The sequence below is a fragment of the Salibacterium halotolerans genome, from assembly GCF_900115625.1.
Classification (GTDB): domain Bacteria; phylum Bacillota; class Bacilli; order Bacillales; family Marinococcaceae; genus Salibacterium; species Salibacterium halotolerans.
Window position 1 is genome coordinate 69219 of record NZ_FOXD01000013.1, and the last position, 14608, is coordinate 83826.

General features: G+C 49.2%; 14 protein-coding genes. 4 read left to right on the plus strand and 10 right to left on the minus strand.

What is annotated here, in order from left to right; genetic code table 11:
• Positions 1–16 precede the first annotated feature (16 nt).
• From BM124_RS11835 to BM124_RS11880, 9 genes are all read right to left on the minus strand, one after another.
• The gene (locus tag BM124_RS11835) at positions 17–1360 is read right to left on the minus strand and encodes a sensor histidine kinase (RefSeq protein WP_093337807.1); all 1344 of its coding nucleotides are present in this window, start codon (positions 1358–1360) and stop codon (positions 17–19) included.
• On the minus strand, positions 1357–2040 hold the full coding sequence (locus BM124_RS11840; protein ID WP_093337809.1) for a response regulator transcription factor: 684 nt from the start codon (positions 2038–2040) through the stop codon (positions 1357–1359). The genes BM124_RS11835 and BM124_RS11840 overlap by 4 nt, the downstream gene beginning before the upstream one ends.
• 68 nt (positions 2041–2108) lie before the next feature.
• Positions 2109–5027 carry an ATP-binding protein gene (locus BM124_RS11845; protein WP_170841120.1) on the minus strand — a complete coding sequence of 973 codons (2919 nt, stop codon included), beginning with the start codon at positions 5025–5027 and terminating at the stop codon, positions 2109–2111.
• Positions 5017–6249, minus strand: coding sequence for a metallophosphoesterase family protein (locus tag BM124_RS11850; protein ID WP_093337812.1), 1233 nt, complete (start codon positions 6247–6249; stop codon positions 5017–5019). The genes BM124_RS11845 and BM124_RS11850 overlap by 11 nt, the downstream gene beginning before the upstream one ends.
• A gap of 442 nt (positions 6250–6691) precedes the next feature.
• The gene (locus BM124_RS11855; RefSeq protein ID WP_093337814.1) at positions 6692–7078 is read right to left on the minus strand and encodes a hypothetical protein; all 387 of its coding nucleotides are present in this window, start codon (positions 7076–7078) and stop codon (positions 6692–6694) included.
• Between the two features lie 83 nt (positions 7079–7161).
• Positions 7162–7797, minus strand: a complete 636-nt coding sequence (locus BM124_RS11860; protein WP_093337816.1) for a lytic transglycosylase domain-containing protein — start codon at positions 7795–7797, stop codon at positions 7162–7164.
• 271 nt (positions 7798–8068) lie between these two features.
• Positions 8069–8908, minus strand: a complete 840-nt coding sequence (locus BM124_RS11865; RefSeq protein WP_139217123.1) for an HAD hydrolase family protein — start codon at positions 8906–8908, stop codon at positions 8069–8071.
• Between the two features lie 516 nt (positions 8909–9424).
• Positions 9425–9793, minus strand: a complete 369-nt coding sequence (locus BM124_RS11875; protein ID WP_093337820.1) for a YlbF/YmcA family competence regulator — start codon at positions 9791–9793, stop codon at positions 9425–9427.
• Positions 9794–9881: 88 nt separating this feature from the next.
• Positions 9882–11018 carry a DUF445 domain-containing protein gene (locus tag BM124_RS11880; RefSeq protein WP_093337821.1) on the minus strand — a complete coding sequence of 379 codons (1137 nt, stop codon included), beginning with the start codon at positions 11016–11018 and terminating at the stop codon, positions 9882–9884.
• A 212-nt stretch (positions 11019–11230) separates the two neighbouring features.
• Between BM124_RS11880 and BM124_RS18990 the strand changes: the two genes are divergently transcribed.
• Complete coding sequence (locus tag BM124_RS18990) at positions 11231–11383, plus strand: hypothetical protein (protein WP_170841122.1); 153 nt, start codon at positions 11231–11233, stop codon at positions 11381–11383.
• 119 nt (positions 11384–11502) lie between these two features.
• Here BM124_RS18990 and BM124_RS11885 read toward each other — a convergent pair whose 3' ends face one another.
• Positions 11503–11712 (minus strand): alpha/beta-type small acid-soluble spore protein, encoded by a 210-nt coding sequence (locus BM124_RS11885; RefSeq protein WP_093337823.1) that lies wholly within the window; start codon positions 11710–11712, stop codon positions 11503–11505.
• Between the two features lie 203 nt (positions 11713–11915).
• On the opposite strand from BM124_RS11885, the gene BM124_RS11890 reads away from it, so the two are divergent.
• From BM124_RS11890 to BM124_RS11900, 3 genes are all read left to right on the plus strand, one after another.
• Positions 11916–12536, plus strand: a complete 621-nt coding sequence (locus tag BM124_RS11890; RefSeq protein WP_093337824.1) for an NAD(P)-dependent oxidoreductase — start codon at positions 11916–11918, stop codon at positions 12534–12536.
• Positions 12537–12638: 102 nt separating this feature from the next.
• A complete protein-coding gene (locus BM124_RS11895) occupies positions 12639–13196 on the plus strand; it encodes a LemA family protein (RefSeq protein WP_093337825.1) in 558 nt (185 codons plus the stop codon).
• Positions 13197–13339: 143 nt separating this feature from the next.
• Positions 13340–14572 carry an aminopeptidase gene (locus BM124_RS11900; RefSeq protein WP_093337827.1) on the plus strand — a complete coding sequence of 411 codons (1233 nt, stop codon included), beginning with the start codon at positions 13340–13342 and terminating at the stop codon, positions 14570–14572.
• Positions 14573–14608: the final 36 nt, after the last annotated feature.

The window sequence follows — 14608 nt, forward strand, 5'->3', positions numbered from 1 at the left end:
TTTGTTTTCATTCATGTCAGGATTTCGGCAGATAAATTTGAAATTCCACCCCGTCCTCGAGATTTTCAACGCCGGCATGCCCTTGATGAAGTTCGGCAATACGGCTGACAATAGCAAGACCAAGACCAAACTGGCCTTTGTTTCCTTTACGAAACGGTGCAAACAGCGCGTTCATATCTTCTTCCTGAATCTGTTCTCCGTTATTGCGGACACGAATCAAAACATGATCACCGCCGCTGTCTTCCGCCGACATCCAAACCTTGTCACGGGCGTACCGCATCGCATTTTCCACGAGATTTTCCATGAGGACCTGAAGATGTTCGGGATCGGCCGTCAAGGTCACATCCGCCCCTTGAATGACAAATGTCAGATCTTCCCGCTGCATCCGGAATCGTTCTTCGATCCGGTAAGCAATGGATCCGAATACTTTCTCCTCGAGATTGATGGTTTCTTTCTGCAGGGTGTCAAGTTTGGTGAAATACAGCATGTCTTTGACCCGTTTATCCATCCGGTCCGTTTCATCAAGAATGACATTCATCGTATCTTCGAGATTGTCCTTTGGCAGTACTCCGTCTTTCACTGAATGGGCGTATGTTTTCACGACCATAATCGGCGTCTTCAGTTCGTGGGAGGCATGCTGGATAAACGTTTTCTGCGACCGGTCGTAACGTATAAGGTTCTGGCGCATCTTCTCGAATTGATCGGAGAGCTTCTGGAAGTCTTCATCCCCTTCCCAGCGGATGGGCTCTTTCCAGTTCCGCTGGGCAATCTGTTCAAACCGGTTGCCGAGTTCGCGAAATGGCTGCCGCAGGTACCTTTTCAACCAGAAAGCCGGCAGCAGACTAAGTAAACTGGCAATAACAAGAAGATAAATCAGACGCTCCCACAGCCGGTTCACCATTAGGTCCCGGTACGTGTCCCACATAAAAGATATCTGATACGCCTCTTCCCCGTCGGATTGAATGCGGGTAATCACATAAAATAAGGTCGCGTCATTATAAGTCAGCTCATACCTTGCTCTCTGCTTCTCCTGATCTCCTGCATTCTGCACCATTTCTTTCAGCACATCGTCCGGTGGAATCGGTTCTCCCCGCTGTTCACCGTCCAGAAGAAAGACGTGCCCGACCGAACGTTCCGCTTCTCTTCGTTCGATAAAATTCATTTCCGACTGCGGCAGCGAAAAATGCTCACTGAAAGGATTGGCCATACGTGCCTGCTCCTGTTCAATGATCCGATACGTTTCTTCGGTCAGCGTTCCTTTTATGGAAATGGGATAAACGATAACGACGGTCAGTCCTACCAGAACAACGAGAGCGATAAATGAAAACCAGATACGCCGGGTCAGATTTACTTTCATCATGAGGATAAAATACGGTATCCATAACCGTAGAGTGTTTCAAGATGAACGCGGGGCATTTTTTTGCGGACTCTGCGCACGACATCATCCACCGCCCGCTCTGATCCTACGTAATTCTCCCCCCATACGCTCTCGATAATGGCTTCTCTTGAAAGAGCTTTGCCTATATCTTCTGTCAGAAGGAGAACAAGATCCATTTCTTTTGTGGTTAAATCGACCGGCTCTTCCAGGTTCTCCTGATCTGTTATAATGCGGGCCTCGGGGTCAATCAAATAATCGTTCAATTCAATCTTTTTGCTCTCCTGACTGCTGGAATCGTAGACACGGGAGAGAAGTTTTTTCGCCCGGATAAGAAGTTCCTGCGGAAGAAACGGTTTAGCCAGATAATCATCACTTCCCATTTCAAGGCCCAGAACCCGGTCAAGGTCCTGATCCCTCGCAGAAATAAAAATAACCGGCACATCACCTTCCTCTCCGCGGATTCCTTTCAGCACCTGATAACCGTCTGTGCCGGGAAGCATGATATCAAGCACCCACAAATGAGGCGGGTTCTGGACGGCTTCCAATGCATCGGCTCCATTGTCAAACACCGTCACCTCCCATCCTTCTTTTTCCATATAGGCTTTCAGCACTTCTGACAAATTCGATTCATCTTCCACTAAATACACGTGATAATTATTCATTCATCCGATTCCTTTCCCGACAAGAATTTCGTTCATCATTCTGTCCCCGGATCACGTCCGCCCTCTGCTCAGAGCAGCGTACGGGTGAATGAACCCCGGACGGCCACCGTAATGTCTTCAGAATAAACATCGGCACTGCTGACTCCGGACGACGATGCAGGAATGTGATCACACGTAAAATATAAAATCTGTCTATGCGGCGACAAGGTTGTTAAAAGAGAAAAAACCATACTCTGCCGCTCCCTGTCAAAGTTAACAAATGGATCGTCCAAAATAAACGGCAGTGTCTGGTTGTGATGATAACTCTCTGCCAGAGCGAGACGAAGAGACAAATACAGCTGTTCAGCGGTACCACGGCTCAGCTCCTCCGGTGTAAAACGAAATCCGCGGTTGTCTTCGACGATAAACGTTTCTTCCCCGATAGGCGCAAACAATCGTTCATACTGCGATGCAGTCAGATAGGAGAAATAGGAGGACGCATTTTGAATCACTTCCGGCTGCCGCTCTTTTTCATACATGGATTTTGCCTTGTTCAATACCTCCCGGGCCGCCCTGTATGTCTTCCAGTTTCGAGACAGGCGCTGCAGCTCGCCCTTTTTCTCTTCGTACTGCTGCAAAATCTGTTCATACGTCCCGCCTTCTTCCACAGTACGGATTTCCTGATTTATGGAAGCCAGCTCATTTCGGTACTGGTCTTCTTCATGTTCCAGGTCCTTTTCTGCTTCTTCCATGTTTTGTATAGCGTCATCCGGGTCACTGTCATCTGTTTCAAAAGTCTCGAACCACAAAGACGTCGTTTCACCCTCTGCCAGGGATTGACGCATCCTGTCCAGCAGCCAGTTTTCTTTCGTTTTCCAGTCATTGTACTGTCTTTTCGCCGCAGCCGCCTGCTTAAATTCTTCCCCGGACTCTACGCCGCATAGATGATACAAATTCTGAATCGAACGTTCTGCCTGTTCTCTTCTTTTTCTGTAGTAGTGTCTTCGGCTTCTTACTGTTTCCCAGTCCCGGAGATCCTGCTCATACTGCTTTTCTTTTGCTTCTTCTTTTTCGACTATGTTCCATGCCGCTTGGATGGTACTTTCCACTGAATCTTCGGGAATGCCGATGGCGGCAGCCGCTTTTTCTGCTTCCTGTTCGATTCCAAACAGATACACCTCGAGCGTCTTCATTTCCTGTTCCACGGCTTCCTGCTGCTTCTTTTCTTTCTGCCATTCCTGTACGGCGGTGAAAAAACTCGGTGCCTGCAGAAGCGATCCGGGAGACGGGAAATAATACGTGCCGGTCCATTTCTCCATCGAGTCCAGCAGTTCCTGCCACTGTTCATCGGCTTTCTGTTTTTTGTCGAGTGCCGCCTGATACGTATTGGCTTCCCGGTCGTACTCCCATTGTTTCTCACGGATGGATGTCTCCAGACGCTGATCTGCGTCAAGTTCCGCTGTGTGCCCGGCTGCATCGTTGTCAGCTTCAGCAGCCTGACGGTTCACAGCGCGGAACTGCTGCTGCAGGATCCAGAGGATGGCAGCTGAAAATCCGGCGCCGAACATAATGAGTCCCATCAGCCAATGTCCGCTTATCATTTCCCGCATACCTAGAGTAAAAAATATAACCGAGGCGAGCTGCAGCAGAAGCACCGGCTGCTGCCATACCGGACGCCCGTCTCTGTTTTCTTTCCGCTGTTTTTCGACAACTTCCGCACTGCGCTGTTTCTCCTCTTCAGAACGGCGGTGCCCGTCATGCGTATCCAAATCTTTTTTCTGCAGCGCAAGCTGATCCTGATGCTCTTGAATCTGTTCCTCAAGCAGCCGGATCCGCTCCTGCAGTCCTTTTGCTCTGCCGCTGAGATCATGCAGTTCTTCTTCAGCATTCATTGATGTCTGAGCTTTAGTCAATGCCGTCTCTTCCCTGATGCCAAGCCGGTGCTGTTTCTCTGCCAGACGTTTTTTGTGCTGAGCGGCTTCCTGCTGCAGCCGGTTATAATCATCGCTGTATTTGCGGTACAAGGGGAGCTTCTCTTTCAGGGCATAGACGCTGTCCCGGACAGACCATATCCGCCGGTTCAAATCAGCCCCCTCACTCCGCGCGGCAATCTGCTGCTCAGCAAGCGCCTGCTCTTCTTCCTGGGAGCCTGCTTCTTTTCGCTGCTCATGATAAGCCGTACTCTGTTCTTCCCAGTCGAGCGATACGTGTTCAAACGGCTTCAGTGTCTCTAAATGATGATAGACCTCCTGTAAATCGCGATACACCAACAACAGCGTCTGTCTGCGCTGCAGCTGTTCTTTACGGGCGTGCAAATCCGCCTTTTTCTGTTTAAGACCGGCCTGTTTTTCTTCTACCTCATTCTTTTGACGGACAAGATGGTCATACATATCGAATCTTGCTTCCCATTCCCGCAGTTCTTTCTTTTTTTCATGAAGTTCCTGCAAAAGGGTGTTCATTTCAGGCTTCTGCCCTCTGGGTTTGTACAGTTGATCTAGACGCTGCTGCAGCTTTTTTTCAATGGAAGCAATATGTTTCGTGCCTGTCATGCCCGCTTCGTAAATGTACTGGTTTAAGTCGCTCCCTTTTAACTGCTGAATTTCTCCCAGTCCTTCCAGACCAAAACAGAAAATGCCCTGAAACATGCCGCGGTCGAGGCTTCCCAAAAGACCTTCCAGCCACTCTGCGCCGTGCTCTCTGCCATCACCGGTGTAAACGAGAACGTCTCCGGCTGATTTTCTGCCGGCTGTCCGCTCCACGACAGCCTGCGCTCCATCCTCCAGCCGTATGGTGATGCTCCCGCCGTGGCGGCTTCCTTCTTTCGGCTCATGGCGGCCGGCAAGTTCTTTTTTGCTTGGAAAACCAAACAGCACAGCCTGGATAAACGCGCGTATCGTGGATTTTCCCGTCTCATTCTTTCCCTGAAAAATATGAAAAGAGGAATCCACGGTTATCTTCTCATCGTGGAACCTGCCGAACCCGTAAATGTGGAGAGCTTCAATCTTCATCGGCTGTCTCCTTTCCCCACAGCTGCCACAGCAGCCGTTCTGCATCTTCCAGCACTTCCTTCGTCTCTTCTTCCCCGCCGGATGAAAGATACATTCCGGGTCCTGTCGGTTGATATAACACACTCCATGCATTCTCGAGCTGCTTTGGATCCTGTTTCAGCTCAGCGGCTGCCCTTGCGACGTCTCCGAGAAAATGGTTCTCCTTTTCCAGTTCTTCCTGCTGCAAGTCAGCCATGGTCGCATCCTCCATCCGGTACACATAAAAGAACGGACGCTCCGCCTCCCCGATTCTGTTCAAGGCATCCTGCAAGGCTTCTCTTTCCTCTTCCAGGTAATCGCTTAACATACCCTTTCCGGTCAGCGTTATGTCAAGCCAGAGTCCGGACGCGCCGGTGAATGTCCGCTCTGATATATCCCGCAGCACTTTGTCTGTCAGGTCATCAAAACCTGTGCAGTCTTCAATCGAAATCTCCAGTGCCGCAAACACAACCTGAGACACTGGGCAAAACGTCACCGCTGCGTCATCTTCATCGAGCTCCACGAGAGAATACCCTTTCTCCCCGGTTTCATTCCGATGCCGTCCCTGAATGTTTCCGGGATAGCTGATTCGTTCCGACAAAAATTGTCTTGTATGTATGTGACCAAGCGCCCAGTAGTCAAAACGCTTCGCTTCCAGTTCTTCTTTGAGAAACGGGGCGTAGGAATGGGTGCCGTTCTTTTCTTCCTCCCCGTGCAGCAGTCCGATATGAAAAGAAGCTCCCGGCTGCTTCACAAATTCCGATGCAACATTGTGCTGCGTTTTTCCTTTGTAGCTGCAGCCGTAAAGATGGGCAGCAGGCGTCCCGTGCTTATGAAATACTTTTACTTCCGGCTCCGTATCGAACACGTGAACGTTGTCCGGCCAGCCGGACGGCGCATACCGCCGGTCCACCGGATCGTGATTGCCGTAAATCAGATACACCTTGATATTTTGCTGCTTCAGCATTTCAAACTGCTGCTTCAAAAAAATCTGGTGTTTCAGGCTGCGGTTCTCCTGGTCAAACAAGTCTCCGGCGATAATCAGAAAATCAACCTGGAGGGCTGCTGCATCCTGAATCATATGTTCCACCGCCCGGTCGATACTGTTTTCCAGCTGCTCCTTCAATCGTGGGTCCGCCCCTGCTCCAGCCGGGACAGCTGACCCGAGATGGAGATCGGCGGTATGGATAAACCGCAGTTTCATCGTGTATTCCAGCCTTTCCTGTATCCTTTACTATGCCATTATATCACGAAAACGTGAACATACGGTCGTATAATTCATAAATGACAGGAAGACTACCTGCATAGAACAGGACGAGTTCCGGGCCACCGAAGAATGCGAAGCGGGTAAAAGGGAAGCGGCGTTTAAGTACCGGTTTTCGGTTCAAACGTCGTTATGCGCACGTTTCGATGACGTTTGTACGAGAAAAAAGAAGCCAAACGTAAGTATGGGAACGTCATGATTACGTTTAGAGGGGTGCGGGTACCCTAAACGTCACCATGAACGTCGATCTTCCTCAAATAAGAGCGAAGTTTTTTAACGAAGCGTTATACGATCCAAAAAAATTCCGAACGATCCACGAAGAAATCGTCCGGAATTTTTTATCCCGTTCATGGTTTTGAGTCATATCCTGCTATGCGTTTACTTAAAACAGCGTGGAAAGCGCAACGAGGCCGGTCAACGGCAAAACAAGCCGGCGGAAGCGCTCGCCCTGGCCGTATCCGCCGTATCCCCCATAACCGCCATAACCGCCGTAACCGCCATAACCGCCAAAGTACTGCCGGTTCATATCCTGGTTTTTCGCTCCCCAGGGTGAATGATTTCCTCCCTGCCCCATCATACCGGGATTCGACATCCCCTGCGTGTCCGGACCAGCCATGGGAGGTTGATTATTTTCCGGGACCAACATGTAAACATGGTTGTTATCCACGTTTTCCATATATCCTTCAATCTGTTCGTTGTTGTTCATCTGCACCATCACGTAGCGTCCAATATTCTGTCTGCACAATTCATGCATCTGCATAGGGTTCATTTCAGCATCCGCCTCCTTTTTCACAAGCATCTTATTCAGGAGCGCGGAAGGATGTGCAGCGGCGGACAGCCTGTGTGATGTGATTATTTTTCCGGCAGGGGAACCGTTTCATGGTTGTTCTCATACGCCGAGGAGAAAGAAAGTACTTTTTCCACATACCAGTCTGCCTGGTTGTATTGAAACAGTGCCTTCCGCAGCTTCCCATCGGATGCACCGTTAGCGGCGAGATAGTTGGCCGTCGAAAAAACAGCGTCTTTAACATTGTAGGGATCGGCTTCCCCGCTGTTGTCCGCGTCCACACCGTAACCGCCATGTTCTTCTATGGCCTCCGTATCTGTCAGTGCTTCACGGGAAATGTTGATATCGCCTTTGCCCTGACAGCCTTCATAACTCCATCCGATAAAGGAACAGGGCATGAACTGGGTATGACCCACAGCACCAACCGGGCTTTCCAGCTCGTCCATCGTGGAAAATACCGTCTCCACCCGGTGCACGGCCGCCAGTACTTCCCAGGATACACCGTATGCTTCTTCTGCTTCTCTATAGACAGAAAGATACGCTGCGGGCACTTCATTTTCGGCAAAAGACGGATCATTGCTTTCTTTAATAGGAGATTGCTCTTCTGGAAATACGTTCCATAATACAACTGCCGCAAGACATATCGTGATAAAAAGAACCATTGCATAAGGAAGTCGTTTTCGCTGCCTGACTGCCGCCATATTTTATACCTCCCGTTTCCATCTTAAACAACTTCCAGGGAGGTATCCAACGGCCGTTTCGTGAACATTTTAAACAAAGCAGCTTGTGAAGGACCTGTAAACGCCGCCTGCTGATCCATAACGAAGAACCGGTGCAAAAAGAACATGATAGAAGCAAAGCCGGTTTAATCAAAAAATCCGAACGCGGGAACAGAATACCAAAGCGCAGCATTCTGCACCATCGTCCGGATGATCAGCAGACATGTATTTGTCCCCCAACCTTTTCGTCCATCTACACTTCCACTTTCATCTGCTTTCGGAATACTTCTTTCACCATATAGGCAAGACCGTTTTGATCATTGGATCTTGTAATCCAGCCCGCGTGCTGCTTTACCTCATCCGGACTCTGTCCCATTGCCACACCGATCTCCGCCATATCAAGGACAGAGATGTCGGCGGTACCGGAGCCGATATAGATCATTTCTTCCTGTTCAATACCTAATTCGGACATGAGCCAGCTTAAGGTGTGCTCCTTGGATGCTTCCTCTTTTTTTATCGTCAAACTGTTCTCCTGCTGGTGTACTCGTATGCCCGGTATTTTTTCCTGAAGCATTCCCCGGCAGTGCTCGGCATCGCGGCTGCTTTCGAAATGTCCGAACAGACGAAGCGCACTCAGCTGCTTTTCCGCTGCCGCTGCCGACACTCTGTCTGTGTATGTTTTCGGTTGAAACAACCCCTCTCCCAGGCTGAACTGGATTTTACCGAGCACATTTTTCGAGGCCGGCTCTTTGTTTTCCCATTCGTAATCCTGACTTTCGAGTTGGATGCGGCACGGATACAATTCCATGCACGCCGCCGCGTCATACACCATCTCCACCGGCATGCGTGCTTCAAGAATCGGCGTACCCGATTGGCCGGCTGTGAGCGCACCGCCGTGGCAGATCATTTCATGCTCCATCTTCAAATGCCGGGCCACTTTTTTTGCTGAACCAAAACTGCGGTTCGTGACAAGAAGCGTATACACTCCTTTATTACGGACAAAATCCACAGCGTCCTTCGTTTCCCGGCTCATACGGTCATTGGATTTCAACAGGACTCCATCAATGCTCATGGCTAGCAGTCGATATCCCACGTCATGTCCCTCCTTGGCACCTGGCCTGATCTACCGTCATCCTATGCAGGGGTTTCTCCCCTTAGAACATGGCGCAGCCGGTGAAATATAGAAGGATTTCTCTGCCTTCGGCGGGGTTTTTGTTTCTTTTTTTACAAAAGAAAAGTTCGTCATCTGGAGCCGGGGTGCGGTCGTCCCGGAACGGAGCGGTTCTTTGGACACTAAACCGCCGCGAAGCATACTTAGTGTCCACGCAAGTAAGGTCAGGAGACATTATAACTTCAGCTCCTGCTGTTAGTGTCCACTGATTTCTGCCGGCACCCACTAATTTCTGAATCCAGCGGCGTAGTATCACCAAACAGTAATCCGTAGACACTACGTGCTTCTTTTTCGATGGTAGTGTACACGAACGGATGAGCTTAAGGAGCCTCCCCGTTAAAATACCCTGTATGCAGTGGAAGCGGACACTGCCCACCGGAACAAAAAGACGGCATAAAAAAAAGAGCTGTACCTTCCGATACAACTCCGTTTTTATCTTTATTCCTGCTCTCCCACTTGTTCTTCCGGGTTACCGTAAAGATCCTCGAGAGGCTCGGTGATGATTTTGTTCAAATCCTGGATGGTGGTGCTCATCTGCTGTTCCACTTCCATCAGTTTGGAAATCACTTCGTGCTGCTGCACCATTTCAAACTGTTTCTGTGCCTGTGTAATTTCTTCTTCCGTCGGCTGCTCGCCCTGCATCTGCTTTTGCTGCAGATCAAGCTGCAGGGAACGGAAGTTATCAAGCATGCGTTTCGCTACTTCGTCCTGCTCCACTTCTTCGTGAAGGTTTTTTAGATTTTGAAATTCATCGCTATCTCTTAATTCCTGGGATAATTCTCGTGCTTTGTCGTATACATTGGACATAACATAGTCCTCCTTTTTACAATCTTAACCGAGCATAACATGAATGAAATGCAGAAATCATCCGTTTCCTCCTGATTCTTTCTTCTTTTTATCCAATGGAAAAAAGAACCACAATCACACCCTGGAACAACCCGACGATACCTCCGAGCACGGCGCCGAGGTACGTGATCATTTTAAACTCCCGCCTCGATATGGAAAGCACCATTTCTTCCAGTCTTTCCACCGAAAACGTATTAACCTGCTCTGTCACGACCTCGTCCAGATTCAATCTTTCCAAAAGACCGGGCAGCCGGTCAATCAGAAAGGACTGTATTCGGCCTACTGCAGCAGGGAGCCAGCGGCCCGCAATTACGTCTTTATAGGACGGCGCCCATTCGGATAACGGGCGGTCCAGATACTCCAGCGCAGGCAGTTCCCGGATCAAAAACGATACCAGTTCCGAAGAGACCGTATTTGTATCAATGTAGGATTGAATCGAAGATAAAGGCTTTTGTTTCCATTTTGTCCATTCCTGTTGAAGCATATTTTCCACAAACTTCTTTGACGTATCATCTTCCAGAAAACGCACAATTTCAGGCTGCAGCTTCTCAACGATTCTGTCACTTCCGAACATCGAACCCAAAAAATTCATCATCGACCCTTTGCCCTGCAGAAATTTATTCAAAAGTCGTTCAAGCTGCAGAGCTCCTTCGTCTCCACGGAAATAATCCGCCCCTTTTGCTGTTATCCGAGCGGCAAAGACAGGAATCAGATGATCCCCTTTTGCCGTCACGGCATCAGGAATAACGTCCTGCAAAGGCTTGTTTTTATTTTTTTCAAGCCATTCATCCATGGAACGTTTGGCGTAAACCCGGCCCTTGTCTTCCAGGTGAAGCTTTCTTCCTGCCGTTTTTTCCGCTATATCCCTCAGAGTGGAAGATTGATGAAGAAACGTGGATACCTCTTCTGCCAGCCAGTTCTGCAGGCTGTCGTGAAAGTCCGATTTTTTCAGTTTCTGCCGCAGGCTCTCGGGAGTGAGAAGATGGGTAACGACCATTTTTCCAATCTGTTCCGCCATTTCGTGTCTGCGTTTTGGAATCAGCCCCGGAGTGAACGGCAGCCGCAGATTCCCGATGTAGGCGGGTTGAAAAGGGCGGAACAGCATCCGAATCGCAAGCGAATTTGTCACGCCGCCAATAAGAGATCCCACCGCTGCCATCACCACAATCATTACCAACGTTTCCATGTATAAACTCCTTTATCTGCCTTGATTCCGCCGTCATATGCCGGAGAGCATAAAAATGTGTCGTTCCATGTTTCAGCCAATATCACTTTATCAATTTGTCCCCCGTGGAGCAAGCAATAAAAAGCGGGTAAGACAGGTGACTGCCCTGCTTTTCTTGATGTACATAATCCAAAAACCGAAGGGAAAGCTGATAACGAAAGGAGGGCGTCAGCATGAGCCGTGAGAAGAAAAACGAAAATCTACAGTTCGATGAAGACCGTATGATCAATGAAGGACTCGCTGGAGGCACCGTCCATCCTTCTGCGGACAATACGCAGATCGAAGAAGCACGGGATATCAGGAAAGAACAACCACCCCGCCGCTGATAAGTGTTGCAGCCTGGTCTTTACCAGGCTTTTTTCGTGTTATGTTTGATAAAAAAGGGGGCTGCCCCTGGTGCTGCAATGCAGCACCTCTGGACAACCCCGCGAGCCATGATATTTAATTACTGCTGCGGACCTTGGCCGCCCATTTGCTGTTCAGCCATTTGTACAAGACGCTTAGTGATCTCTCCACCAACGGAGCCGTTGGAACGGGATGTCGCATCCGGACTAAGCTGAACACCGAATTCCTGCGCAATTTCATACTTCATTTGGTCCATTGCCTGCTGTACGCCAGGCACGACCAGTTGGTTTGAATTGTTGTTGTTGGCCATGTGTCTCACCTCCTCTTTGTACCTCTAGTTTGTTACGAATCAGAAACACTATGCTGTGAATGTTATAGTAAATTCAGGTAATAAGCTGAGCGGTGATAACAGCAATCTTGCGCACGGCCGCTGAATCATTTGTAACGAATACGGAAGTATGTTTCTATAAAGAAAAGATGTTTGAGTGAAGAAAGGAAAGGACAGATGACATAATGAACATTGCTGTATTCGGAGCAACGGGAAGGGTTGGAAGCAGACTGCTTGTCATGCTGTTAAACGGTGGATACAACGTACGCGCTTTGACGCGCTCTCCGGAAAAAGCCGGAACACATCCTGCTATGCAGGTTATCCAGGGCAATGTTCTGACGGATCAGGACGTACAAACGACGATTTCCGGTGCGGATATCGTTGTCAGCGCGCTCGGAACGGACAAACAAAATACATTGCAGCGTGCCTTTCCGGTCATCATCGAAGCCATGATACAGGAAAACGTGCAGCGCATCATTTCCACCGGTACAGCAGGCATTTTAAATGCGCGTCAGAACCCTGACGCATTCCGCTTTGAAACCGATGAATCCAAACGACGCAGCACAACAGCCGCCAGAGATCATGCCAATGCCTATGAGCTGCTGCGGCAGTCTTCGCTCGATTGGACCATTGCCTGTCCGACGTATTTGCCTGAAGGAGAAGCCACCGGCGAATTCCGCACAGCTGCCGATGTCCTGCCAAAGGACGGAAAAAACATTACAACCGGAGACACAGCTCTTTTTCTGTACCAGCTTGCTGCCGGGGAGGAATCCTTTTACCGCAGAAGAGCCGGTCTTGCTTACTAATATCATCCAAGCATGATATACTGACAGGAAGAATATTATTACAGTATCACCTGTTACATATTGAATCAGACTGGGTATATAAGGTAGAAAGGAGGGAGCCTCTTGTCCATCTTCGGTACCGTTCTCGGAATCGTTATCATTGCGGCTTTAATATGCTGGATTGTCGGTTACAATGCCCTTATTAAATTTCTGCAGTGGGTGGAGGAGTCCTGGGCGCAGATCGAAACGCAGTTAAACCGCCGCGTTCAGGCCGTTCCATCATTAATTGACATCGCTCAGCCGTATGCCAAACAGGAGCAGCATACTCTGGAAAAAATCGTGGAGCTGCGGAGCAGTCTGACTTCACCGAACACCTCCCGGCGGGAACAGCTGCAGATTAATGAAGAACTGACCAAAAATCTTCATATCCTGTTTGCTGTCAAAGAAGAGCACCCGGAGCTCCATCAGCACGAAGAATTTCAGCAACTGGAAGATGACCTCAAGGACACGGAGGAGAAAATCCACCGCTTTGTTTTAATTTATAATAACACTGTTCAAAAATATAATACAAAGATACATTCGATGCCGGTCAATTTTGTCGCTGACATCCATAGCTTTCAGGAAAGGCAGCAGCTCAATGTTCCAGACGGCGCGTCCAAAGACGTGAAACTGTCCTCCTGAGAAAAATCACCCTTCTTTTCACAGAACGGTGATTTTTTCTTATGGTCCGGTTTATCCTATAAATGCCTTCCATACCAATACCGTGGTAAAGATATGTTACAATAGTAACTTACCAAAAATTCCGTCAGAGAAGGTGGATTACGATGACAACATTTGATGAAAAACTGCATAACTATGCGGATCTGGCTGTCCGTAAAGGAGTGAATCTCCAGGAAGGCCAGACGCTGTTTATTTCCGCCCCGATCACGTCCGCGTCCTTTGTCCGGCTTATCGCTGAAAAAGCGTACGATGCCGGCGCTAAAAACGTGCACGTTGACTGGGTCGATGAATCACTCACAAGAATCAAATATGACAAAGCCCCCCGCGAAGCCTTTCAGGAGTTCCCGCAGTGGATTGCCAGAGGCCGCGAAGAATTGGCTGAAAACGGAGCTGCCTTTATTACGGTCAAGTCGACCGATCCCGATCTGCTCAAGGGCGTCGATCAAGAGAAAATCGCCGATGCGAACAAGGCTGCCGGCGAAGCTATGGAAACATTCCGCTCCTACATCCAGTCCGACAAAGTAAGCTGGCTTGTAATTGCATCCCCATCTCCAGGCTGGGCCAAAAAAGTGTATCCGGAAGACACGGAAGAAGAAGCGGAAGAAAAACTGTGGAACGCCATCTTCAAGGCCGTACGTGCGGATCTTGAGAACCCGGTGGAGGCGTGGGAATCCCACGACCAAAAACTCCGTAATAAAGCTGCTGTCTTAAATGAAAGACGTTACAGTGAACTTCACTATAAAGCGCCCGGCACCGACCTTACCGTCAAACTGCCGGAAGGACATATCTGGGTCGGCGGCGGCGGACCTAATACAGACGGCGTCCATTTCATCGCCAACATGCCGACCGAAGAAGTGTTTACAGTACCGGAAAAAACCGGCGTGAACGGGTATGTTACGAATACAAAACCATTGAACTACGGCGGCAAGATTATTGACGATTTCACCATTCACTTTAAAGAAGGGAGAATCACTGACTACAGTGCCGACGAAGGGGAAGAAACATTGAAAAATCTGATTGAAACCGATGAAGGCTCCCATTTCCTTGGAGAAGCCGCGCTTGTTCCCCACAGTTCACCGATTTCACAATCCGGGGACTTGTTTTACAACACCCTGTTTGACGAAAATGCTTCAAACCACCTCGCTATCGGAAGCGCCTATGCGTTTTGTCTTGAAAACGGCGCCGATATGACGAAAGAAGAAAAAGAAAAACACGGTCTCAACTCAAGCATCACCCACGTCGACTTTATGATCGGCAGCAGAGAGATGGACATTGACGGTATCCTGCCGGATGGTACCTCCGAACCCGTCATGCGCAGTGGTGAATGGGCTGATTAGTAGAACCAACAAAACCGGAGAGCTCTCTGATCTTAA

Excerpts from the sequence above, each read along its gene's own strand:
- BM124_RS11835 (WP_093337807.1), bottom strand. The coding sequence starts at position 1,360 with ATGATGAAAGTAAATCTGACCCGGCGTATCTGGTTTTCATTTATCGCT.
- BM124_RS11840 (WP_093337809.1), bottom strand. The coding sequence starts at position 2,040 with ATGAATAATTATCACGTGTATTTAGTGGAAGATGAATCGAATTTGTCA.
- BM124_RS11845 (WP_170841120.1), bottom strand. The coding sequence starts at position 5,027 with ATGAAGATTGAAGCTCTCCACATTTACGGGTTCGGCAGGTTCCACGAT.
- BM124_RS11850 (WP_093337812.1), bottom strand. The coding sequence starts at position 6,249 with ATGAAACTGCGGTTTATCCATACCGCCGATCTCCATCTCGGGTCAGCT.
- BM124_RS11855 (WP_093337814.1), bottom strand. The coding sequence starts at position 7,078 with ATGAACCCTATGCAGATGCATGAATTGTGCAGACAGAATATTGGACGC.
- BM124_RS11860 (WP_093337816.1), bottom strand. The coding sequence starts at position 7,797 with ATGGCGGCAGTCAGGCAGCGAAAACGACTTCCTTATGCAATGGTTCTT.
- BM124_RS11875 (WP_093337820.1), bottom strand. The coding sequence starts at position 9,793 with ATGTCCAATGTATACGACAAAGCACGAGAATTATCCCAGGAATTAAGA.
- BM124_RS11880 (WP_093337821.1), bottom strand. The coding sequence starts at position 11,018 with ATGGAAACGTTGGTAATGATTGTGGTGATGGCAGCGGTGGGATCTCTT.
- BM124_RS18990 (WP_170841122.1), top strand. The coding sequence starts at position 11,231 with ATGAGCCGTGAGAAGAAAAACGAAAATCTACAGTTCGATGAAGACCGT.
- BM124_RS11885 (WP_093337823.1), bottom strand. The coding sequence starts at position 11,712 with ATGGCCAACAACAACAATTCAAACCAACTGGTCGTGCCTGGCGTACAG.
- BM124_RS11890 (WP_093337824.1), top strand. The coding sequence starts at position 11,916 with ATGAACATTGCTGTATTCGGAGCAACGGGAAGGGTTGGAAGCAGACTG.
- BM124_RS11900 (WP_093337827.1), top strand. The coding sequence starts at position 13,340 with ATGACAACATTTGATGAAAAACTGCATAACTATGCGGATCTGGCTGTC.